The organism is Streptomyces milbemycinicus, assembly GCF_002154605.1.
GTDB classification, from domain to species: domain Bacteria; phylum Actinomycetota; class Actinomycetes; order Streptomycetales; family Streptomycetaceae; genus Streptomyces; species Streptomyces milbemycinicus.
Genome location: NZ_MUNE01000780.1, coordinates 1 through 8,718 on the forward strand (window position 1 = coordinate 1; position 8,718 = coordinate 8,718).

Annotated in this window: 10 protein-coding genes and 1 pseudogene; 6 read left to right on the forward strand and 5 right to left on the reverse strand. The window is 69.9% G+C overall.

Annotated elements, in window-relative coordinates:
• Positions 1-326 precede the first annotated feature (326 nt).
• The gene (locus tag CCN51_RS46005; RefSeq protein WP_014178767.1) at positions 327-1,157 is read left to right on the forward strand and encodes a DUF3152 domain-containing protein; all 831 of its coding nucleotides are present in this window, start codon (positions 327-329) and stop codon (positions 1,155-1,157) included.
• A gap of 3 nt (positions 1,158-1,160) precedes the next feature.
• On the opposite strand, the gene CCN51_RS46010 is transcribed toward CCN51_RS46005, so the two are convergent.
• Positions 1,161-1,745: a Uma2 family endonuclease gene (locus CCN51_RS46010; protein WP_014178766.1), complete on the reverse strand. Its 585-nt coding sequence runs from the start codon at positions 1,743-1,745 to the stop codon at positions 1,161-1,163.
• A gap of 140 nt (positions 1,746-1,885) precedes the next feature.
• Here CCN51_RS46010 and CCN51_RS46015 point away from each other — a divergent pair, with 140 nt between their 5' ends.
• Positions 1,886-2,794 carry a carbon-nitrogen hydrolase family protein gene (locus CCN51_RS46015; protein ID WP_014178765.1) on the forward strand — a complete coding sequence of 303 codons (909 nt, stop codon included), beginning with the start codon at positions 1,886-1,888 and terminating at the stop codon, positions 2,792-2,794.
• A 155-nt stretch (positions 2,795-2,949) separates the two neighbouring features.
• On the opposite strand, the gene CCN51_RS46020 is transcribed toward CCN51_RS46015, so the two are convergent.
• Positions 2,950-3,525, reverse strand: coding sequence for a TetR/AcrR family transcriptional regulator (locus tag CCN51_RS46020; protein WP_014178764.1), 576 nt, complete (start codon positions 3,523-3,525; stop codon positions 2,950-2,952).
• Positions 3,526-3,635: 110 nt separating this feature from the next.
• On the opposite strand from CCN51_RS46020, the gene CCN51_RS46025 reads away from it, so the two are divergent.
• Positions 3,636-4,523 carry an NAD(P)-dependent oxidoreductase gene (locus tag CCN51_RS46025; protein ID WP_014178763.1) on the forward strand — a complete coding sequence of 296 codons (888 nt, stop codon included), beginning with the start codon at positions 3,636-3,638 and terminating at the stop codon, positions 4,521-4,523.
• Positions 4,524-4,597: 74 nt separating this feature from the next.
• Positions 4,598-5,083 carry a MarR family winged helix-turn-helix transcriptional regulator gene (locus tag CCN51_RS46030; RefSeq protein WP_043491198.1) on the forward strand — a complete coding sequence of 162 codons (486 nt, stop codon included), beginning with the start codon at positions 4,598-4,600 and terminating at the stop codon, positions 5,081-5,083.
• 49 nt (positions 5,084-5,132) lie between these two features.
• Here CCN51_RS46030 and CCN51_RS46035 read toward each other — a convergent pair whose 3' ends face one another.
• Complete coding sequence (locus tag CCN51_RS46035; RefSeq protein ID WP_014178761.1) at positions 5,133-5,792, reverse strand: FMN-dependent NADH-azoreductase; 660 nt, start codon at positions 5,790-5,792, stop codon at positions 5,133-5,135.
• A 148-nt stretch (positions 5,793-5,940) separates the two neighbouring features.
• Here CCN51_RS46035 and CCN51_RS46040 point away from each other — a divergent pair, with 148 nt between their 5' ends.
• Complete coding sequence (locus CCN51_RS46040; protein ID WP_014178760.1) at positions 5,941-6,609, forward strand: nitroreductase; 669 nt, start codon at positions 5,941-5,943, stop codon at positions 6,607-6,609.
• A 98-nt stretch (positions 6,610-6,707) separates the two neighbouring features.
• Entirely contained in the window at positions 6,708-7,436 is a 729-nt protein-coding gene (locus CCN51_RS46045) for an SDR family oxidoreductase (RefSeq protein WP_014178759.1), read from the forward strand.
• A 120-nt stretch (positions 7,437-7,556) separates the two neighbouring features.
• Here CCN51_RS46045 and CCN51_RS46050 read toward each other — a convergent pair whose 3' ends face one another.
• Both CCN51_RS46050 and CCN51_RS55405 read right to left on the reverse strand, forming a co-directional pair.
• Positions 7,557-8,156, reverse strand: a complete 600-nt coding sequence (locus tag CCN51_RS46050; RefSeq protein WP_014178758.1) for a hypothetical protein — start codon at positions 8,154-8,156, stop codon at positions 7,557-7,559.
• 176 nt (positions 8,157-8,332) lie between these two features.
• Positions 8,333-8,718: pseudogene (locus CCN51_RS55405) on the reverse strand (ATP-binding protein); the annotation flags it as partial.

Below are 8,718 nucleotides of genomic sequence, written 5' to 3' on the forward strand. Positions count from 1 at the left end.
AACCTGGCACGTGCCAGGTTGCGTTCGAGGCGCCGCCGGATATGCGCTCTGGGCACAACGGACAACCCGCCGCCCGTCCGCGGCCACCGGTGGATGCCGCTCGCCGGTCCCGCGCCCGGGTCCCGCGCCCCTCTCGGCGCTCGCCGCGCCACGGCGTGTGACGCCTGACTCTGTGACTCCGGGCACAGCGGGGCACGAGACCCAACCCGCGCCACTCCCCGGACGTCTCCCCCCAGGGGAACACACGACGCACTCTCACTCCGGGGCACCGACATGCTCCCGCGGCCGATCCGCCCGCCCCGCTGACACCCGCTGGACGTGCCCCTATGACCTTCACCGCGCAGGCCCGCAAACAGCCCGCCGACCCATCCGCCTCGCCCCTACGGGGACGGCGGCGCGCCCGACGCACCCGCCCCCGGAACGTGGCGGTGGCGCTGGCCGCCGGTGCGACCCTGATCGCCGGGGTCGTATTCGCCTTACGCGACGACGACGACGGCGGCGGCGGCAAGGGCGCGGCCCGCGCCACGGACCCGACAGCCCTGCCGCCCGACGCCATCTCGGCCACCTCCAGACCCCCTCGCCCGGGCTCCCCCGCCACCGCGACCGGCGAGTTCGTCACCGCGAAGTCCTCCGGCGCGGTGATCGGCAAGGGAAGCGATCTGCGGCGGTTCAAGGTCATGGTGGAGAAGGGCACCGGCGTCGACGCGAAGCGGGCCGCGGCCGAGATCTCGGCGATCCTCGCCGACAGGCGCGGCTGGACCAAGGACGGCACGCACGCCTTCCAGCTGGTCGCCGACGGCCCCTCCGACTTCGAGGTGAAGATCGCCACCCCGGACACGGTCGACGAGATCTGCGGCGCCGTCGGCCTGGACACCCACGGCGAGGTCAACTGCGACGCCGGAACCCAGATCATGGTCAACCTCAAGCGCTGGAACACGGGCTCACCGGAGTTCTCCGGCCCCATCAGCGGCTACCGGGCGCTGATCGTCAACCACGAGGTCGGCCACCGCATCGGCCACGGCCACGAGACCTGCCCAGGGAAGGGCAAACGGGCGCCGGTGATGATGCAGCAGATATACGGGCTCAAGGGCTGCGTCGCGAACGAGTGGCCCTACGACGCGAAGGGCCGCTACATCGAGGGCCCGGCTGTTCCGTGACGGCTACATGTGATCGATCTGGGTCAGGTCGATGTCGATGGTGAATGGGACGGTCAGCTTCAGTCGCTCGTGATGGATGCCGGTGATCGCGTAGGACTTGGTCACCGGGTCCAGCTCGTAGGTGTGCACCGCCGGGCGTCGCCCCGTCCCTTTCTCAACCAGCCAGAAATGCGGGATGCCAGCGGCGGCGTATTTGCGGGGCTTGGCGTCGCGGCCCCGGTCCTCGGAGTCCGGTGAGACGACCTCTACGGCGAGCACGACGTCGGCTGCGTCGTACCGGGTCTGCTCGTCGCTCTGCTCGGCTTCCGCACGCACCACTAGGAGATCGGGCTCCGGGGCATTGCGGGGCCCCAACACGACGGTCATCTCCCTGCGCACCCGGAACTTGTCCGGCGCGGTCCTGCGCAGTCCAGATTCCAGCAGATACATCGCCAGCGTATGGAAAATCCGCTGCGGGCTCACGAAGACCAAGCTCCCGTCGATCAACTCAGTGTGCGGCGGGAGGTCGGGCAGATTGAAGAGATCGTCCACGGTGTAGCCGTCCGGCGGCGGCACGGGCCAGGTGGTGCGCTGCGGTTCGGCGGTCATGATTCCTCCCATGGACGAGATCTTCGACCGTGTACCCACCGTAGCGCCCCGGTGTGCGACAAAGCCGCCCATAGGTAGGAAACGCATCGCACGAGGTTGACGGCTGACCGATCTACCGGGCGCGGATAAGCTCGGCATTCATGACCGTTGCTGATCCCTGGCCCTCCCGCCCGCTCCGCGTCGCCGCCGCCCAGGCCTGCCCCTCACCGGGCGACGTCGTCGCCAACGCCGCCACGGCGGGCGCGATGGTGCGCGAGGCCGCGGAGGCGGGCGCGCGCGTGGTCGTCTTCCCGGAGAAGTTCCTCACCGGGTACGAGCCGGAGCTCATCCGCGGGGACCCGGAGCGCTGCGCGGTCCAGGCGGGCGGCGACGAAAGGCTGGGCCCACTGCTGACGGCCTGCCGGGACACCGGCACCGTGGCCATCGTCGGCGCCGCCGTGCACGACGCCGGCGAGCTGCACGTGTCCGCCTTGGTGATCGACTCCGACGGCGGCTGGGCGGCCCGCTACGACAAGCAGATCCTGTTCCGCTCCGAGCGCGACATCTACCGGCCGGGACGTGCCGGGTGCACGGTGGAGGTCGACGGCTGGCGGCTGGGCCTGGGCATCTGCTACGACTCCGGCTTCCCCGAGCACGCCCGCGCCGCCGCGCTCGACGGCTGCCACGCCTATCTGGTCGGTGCTCTGTTCAGCGTGGGCAACGGCTACCACGAGTCGCGGATGTGGTTTCCCGCCCGCGCCTTCGACAACACCATGTACACGCTGCTGGCCAACCACGTCGGCACCACCGGCGGCTGGGACACGTGCGGCGCCAGCGCCGTCTGGGACCCCACCGGCCGCCTCGTCGCCGAAGCGGGCCCCACCGAAGCGGAACTGGTCGTCGCCGATCTCGACCCCGAACACCTGCGCCGCGCCCGCGAGGCCCACACCATGCTCGCCGACTTCCGCGACGCCCATTGCGCTGACGCTCTCTCCCACAATCGTGTCGAGGTCATCGACGGCCACCCCAGAGAGATCGCAAGGGCGGATGCCGCGCCGATGCCGAGATGATCACGCAGCGTCGCCCCGCGCGGCAAGCTGCTCAACACACTGTCCAAGACTCAGACCTTGTTCCTCCGCAAGCTGGGCCAGATGGTCGCGGGTGTCCCGGGAGACCAGGATCGTCGTCGTTGCCATAGCGCCACTATGGGTGCTCGCCAGCGGGATTACCGGACGTCGTACGAGCGCACCAGCCGGGCCAGCTGCCGACCCGCCGCCCGCAAGGGCTCCTCGCTGCGGTTGACCTGCGCCGTGACCTCCGCCCCTTCCAAGGCGCTGATGATCGTGGTCGCCAACTCCCGCCCGCCCTCGGCCTCGAAGCCATGGCGCAGCAGCTTGTCCAAGACCAACCCCTCCCAGCTGCGCAGCGCCTCCGCGCACGCCTGCTGGATCTCCGAGTCGGTGCCGAGGGTCTCCAGGGCGGCCGCCGTGACGGGGCAGCCGTCGATCCAGCCCGACTCGCGCAGCTCCGTCGCGAGCTGCCGGGCGCAGGCCTCGACCGCTTCCGCCGGGTCTTCCTCGCTGTCCAGCGCCTTCCGGAGGAGCGTCGCGAACTCCTGGTCGCCGTGCTTGATCGCCGCCACGGCAACGGCTTCTTTGCCACCAGGGAAGAAGTGGTACACGGAGCCGAGGGTGGCCTGCGCCTCCTTGGCGATCTGCTTGATGCCCGTGCCGACGTAGCCCTGCCGCTGGAGGAGGCGCGCCGCGGCGACGACGATCCGGTCCCGGGTGCTGGTCTGCATATGAGCACCGTACCGGGCGCCTGAGTAGAGCGTTCGTTCTAGAGCTGTGGTACGTTCCCGGCACCCTCTAAATAGAGCGTTCGTTTTAGGGAAAGGGCATAGAACCCGGCATGAGCAGCAAAACCACGCAGCAGTCGGTCACCATCATCGGACTCGGCCCCATGGGCCAGGCCATGACCACGGCCTTCCTGGACCGCGGCTACGCGGTCACCCTGTGGAACCGCACCCCGTCCCGCGCGGACGCTCTGGTGGCCCGCGGCGCGACGCTCGCGCCGAGCGTCGAGGAGGCGCTCGCGGCCAACGAGGCGGTGATCCTCAGCCTCACCGACTACGCGGCCATGTACGACGTGCTCGGCCCCGCCGAGACCGCGCTGTCCGGCCGCGTCCTGGTCAATCTCAGCTCCGACACCCCCGAGAAGGCCCGGGCCGCCGCCCGCTGGACGGCCGAGCGGGGCGCCGTGCACCTCACCGGCGGCATCACCGTGCCGCCCTCCGGGGTCGGGCAGCCCGAGTCGCTCACCTTCTACAGCGGCCCGCGCGAGGCCTTCGACAAGCACCGGGATGTACTGGAAGTCGTGACCGGCCGGAGCGACTACCGGGGCGAGGACCCAGGGCTGGCCGCGCTCTTCTACCAGCTCGGCATGGTCATGTTCTGGACCTCGATGCTGAGCTACTGGCAGGCGATCGCCCTCGCCAAGGCCAACGGCCTGGCGGCGGCCGACATCCTGCAGCACGCCACGGACACGGCGAACTCGCTGCCCGGCTTCTTCGCCTTCTACGCCGAGCGCATCGACGCGGGCAACCACGTCGGCGACGTGGACCGGCTGGCGATGGGCATGGCCAGCATCGACCACGTCCTGCACACCAACGCCGACTCGGGCGTCGACACCGCCCTTCCGGCCGCGGTCGCCGGCCTCTTCCGGCGTGGCATGGAGGCGGGCCACGCGGCGGACAGCTTCTCCAGCCTGCTGGACATCATGCAGAAGGCCGAGGCATAACCGCACGTCGGCTGCCGATCGAGCAGTTTCAGGCGAAACCGTATCGAATGAATGAACAGCTGTACCGTGGCCTCATGACCGCCGACGTTCCCCACCGAACCACCGCCGCGCACGCGACCGACCGCCCCGGGGATGCGTCGCCTTTCGCTCTCGGCTTGCTGCTCCGCCGGGCGCACTGGCACGCGGCCTCGGTGATGACGGAGGCGCTGCGGCCGCTCGGCATCGAGTTGCGGCATTTCGCCGTGCTGATCGAGCTGGTCAACCGTGGGGCCACGGTGCAGCGGGACCTGGCGGCGGCAACAGGGTCGGACAAAGCGGGAATCATGCGGGTCGTGGACGACCTGGAGCGTAAGGGGCTGGTTGTCCGCAAGGCCGTTCCGGGGGACCGGCGGGCGCGGGCGGTGGAGATCACGTCTCAGGGACTCGAACTCTTCGAGGCGGCTCATGTGGCGGCGGAGCCGCTGGCTGAGCGCCTGGTTGCCGAACTGGGGCCGGGCGAGCCCGAGCGGCTGGCGGATCTGCTGACCCGGTTCGCCCACCGCTCAGGCGGCAAGGCGTAAGCGCGCCCGTGCGGCCGGCTGCCCGCCGGCCGCATGGGCGCGCTTCGTCTCACGCGGCTTTCGCGGCGAAGCGCTCCGCGAGTTCCTTGGCCATGGCGGCCGCTTCCTCGTAGGCGCGCTCGCGGGAGGCCTCGTAGAGGGGGACCAGTGCTGACATGGCCGGGTTGCGGGGGGCCATGGTGAGCTCCGGGACGATGTAGTCGAGGTCCAGGCCGAGGGTGCCCCTGAGCACCGCCTCCAGGTAGTTCTGTACGAACTCGTAGCCCTCGCGCGGGGTGCCCGGCGCGTAGGAGCCACCGCGACTGGCGACGACGACGACCGGCGTGCCCTGGGCGGAGGGGGTCTCGCCCGCGGTGCGGCCGAGCAGGAGCACGCTGTCCAGCCACGCCTTGAGGGTCGACGGGATCGAGTAGTTGTACATGGGGGCGCCGATCAGGACGGCATCTGCCTGCTCCAACTCCTCGATGAGCTTCACGCGCGCGGCGAACGCGGCGGACTGCTCCGGGGTGCGCGCGGACGGGGCGGCGTAACCGGCGGACCAGGCGTCGGCGGTGATGTGCGGGATGGGGTCGGCGGCGAGGTCGCGATAGATCACCGTGCCCTCCGGGTGCTGCTCCTCCCATGCCTGACGGAAGGCGGCCGTGACCGAACGGGACGAGGAAGCCTCGCCGGGGAACACGGATGAATCGATGTGCAGCAGCGTGGCCATGGACTCTCTCCAAAGTGCGGTGCCAGAGGCGGGGAAACAGGAGCCGAGGATTCGCGCTCGAAGATAGTTAAGCACGAGACGGTATCGAGTGATACTATCTCGGGTGTAGCGGAGGTGACACGCGCCGACAGATGGGAGTCAGGCGATCATGGATGTCTATGAGGCGGTCACGAGCCGACGGGCGGTGCGTGGATTCGCCGACCGGCCCGTCCCCAGGGAGACGCTGGAGCGCGTGCTGTCCGCCGCGGCCTGGTCGCCGTCCGGATCGAACATTCAGCCGTGGCACGTCTACGTACTGACCGGCGGGCCACTGGCCGAGGTCAAGAAGCGCGCCTGCGAGCGCCTGACCGCGGGCGACCCCTGGGACGAGCCGGAGTACGAGCAGTACCCGCCCGCGCTGAAGTCCCCGTACCGCGAGCGCCGATCCGCCTTCGGCGAGCAGCGCTACGGCGCACTCGGCATTCCGCGCGAGGACCTGGAGGCGCGCCAGAGGGCCGCTTCCGCGAACTGGAACTGCTTCGGCGCGCCCGCCGCACTGTTCTGCTACATCGACCGCGACATGGGCTCGCCCCAATGGGCCGACGCCGGCATGTTCCTGCAGACCGTCATGCTGCTGCTCCGCGCCGAAGGGCTGCACAGTTGCCCACAGATGGCATGGGCGAAGTTCCACAGGAGCGTCGCGGAGGTCCTGTCACCCCCGGACGAGCTCATCCTCTTCTGCGGCATGTCGATCGGGTACGAGGACGTCACGGTGGATGACGCCCGTACGCAGCGGGCGTCGCTCGACGAGACGGTCACGTTCGTCGATGGTCGCTGACACCGCCCGCCCTCAGCTGATCGAGTCGCTGTTTCCCGCCGCGTCCGCATAGTTGTTCATGTGACGCATTACCTACATATCACGACGAAAGGCACATCATGAGGTTCGCAGTCATCGGCGGTACCGGGCTGATCGGGTCGCAGGTCGTGAAGAATCTGAACGCCGCCGGGCACGAGGCGATACCGCACTCGCAGTCCACCGGAGTCGACGTCATCAGCGGCCAGGGGCTGGACGAGGCGGTGGCGGGAGCCGACGTCGTCGTCAACCTGACGAACTCCCCGACCTTCGACGAAGCCTCCCCGGCCTTCTTCCAGACCTCGATGGCCAACCTCCTGGCCGCGGCCCACAAGGGCGGCGTCGGCCACTTCGTCATCCTCTCGATCGTCGGCACGGACCAGGTGCCGGAGCTGGACTACTACCAGGCCAAGGCGCTCCAGGAGCAGATTCTCGCGGCCGGGCCGATCCCCTACTCGATCGTCCGGGCGACGCAGTTCATGGAGTTCATGGACGCGGCGATGTCCTGGACCGCCGACGCCGACACCGTCCGGCTGCCCGCCACGCCGATCCAGCCGATCGCCGCCAAGGACGTGGCCAACGCGGTGGCGGAGGTCGCCGCGGGCGCCCCGCTGAACGGCATCCGCAACATCGCCGGCCCCGAGATCTTCCCTCTGGACGAGCTGGGCCGGATCACCCTGTCCCACAAGGGCGACAACCGCACCGTCGTCACCGACCCCGCCGCCGGTATGTTCGCCGTCGTCAAGGGCGACGTCCTCACCGACAAGCACGCTCACCTCGCCCCCACCCGCTACGCCGACTGGCTCTCCTGACTCATTCGAGCCCTCTCAGGCGCGCAGACCGCAAGAGAGCCAAGCCCTGGCCCGCCATGGATGATGACAAGAACTCCGCACGGCGGCCAGGGGCGGCCTGTGCCGCCGGGTCGAGCCGGCTCAGCCGAACCAGACCACCAGGCGGACGTTCTCGTCCCCGTACTCGGCCGCCAGCGCGCTCATCGACGCCCACACCGGGGCCCAACGGCCGTCCGGCGGAACGAACATCCTGGCCGTGAGGACCACCGGACGGTACACGGAGCCGTTCAGATGGGCCTCGCCGCCCGGCGGCCATTCAGAGGGGAACAGATCCTCGCCGAAGAGCTCCTCCGCCGCGTCGAGCACCTCGATCGGCGCCCAGACCACGTCGTCCAGGACGAGCTCGCCGTCCGGCCCCGGTCGCCACTCGCCCAGACGGTTCGCGTCGAGGCCGTCGCTGAGCGGCGCGTCCCAGTCAACCGCCGCGATCTCGGCCCACGTCGCGTACGAGTGGCTGTGGTTCAGTTCGTCACACTCCTTCGGCACCTCGTCGCAGGCGTCCTCTGGCCACCCCCGCTGGTCGAACAGCGGCCGCTCCACCCCGACGATCCCGCCGTAGCCGAACAAACACGCGCGGGCGTCCCGGGCCTTCCCGAGGTCGAAGTCGCGCAGATCGAGCTTCATCTCCCACGCCCCGCCCGCCGTACGTGTCTCGATCACTCCGTCGATGTACGTCCCCATGGACGCCGATGCTAGAGGTGCCTTGGCGCTCGGACGCGTACGCCACGAAGCTGGTCCAGGCGTCCGGGGGGAACGCGAGCTGGGGCCCCTGGGGGGCGGTCTTGGAGTCGGCTGAACTCACCCTCCGCCCCTGACCTCGTCGGCCGCCGAGCTCGCGGCCGGGCAGGTCTTCCCGCTCACTCTCCCTGCCAGATCCGTGCCAGATCCACGAGTTCCACGTCATTCCGCCCGGCTGCTGCCTCGGTCACATTGCGGTCGAAGCCGGAACGGCCGAACAGCAGCAGCCTCGCCCCTGCCGCCCGCACACCCCGTGCCACCAGCAGACCCCGGACGCGGTCGAGTCTGTCGAGATCGGCAAGGGTGCGGACGCGATCGGATGACTTGGCCTCGCCAAGGACGCGAATGGCCGGGCTCCGTGCCTGTCTGCGTTCCCCCTCCCCCAGTGCCACCACATCCAGCTCATGCTGCGATCTGCCCGCCGGATCGTTCACGACCGTGCTGCAAAGCCAGTCGCCGAGCGGCCCGCCCCGCCCGCCCCCGCGCGCGTCGCACGGCCCCCGGC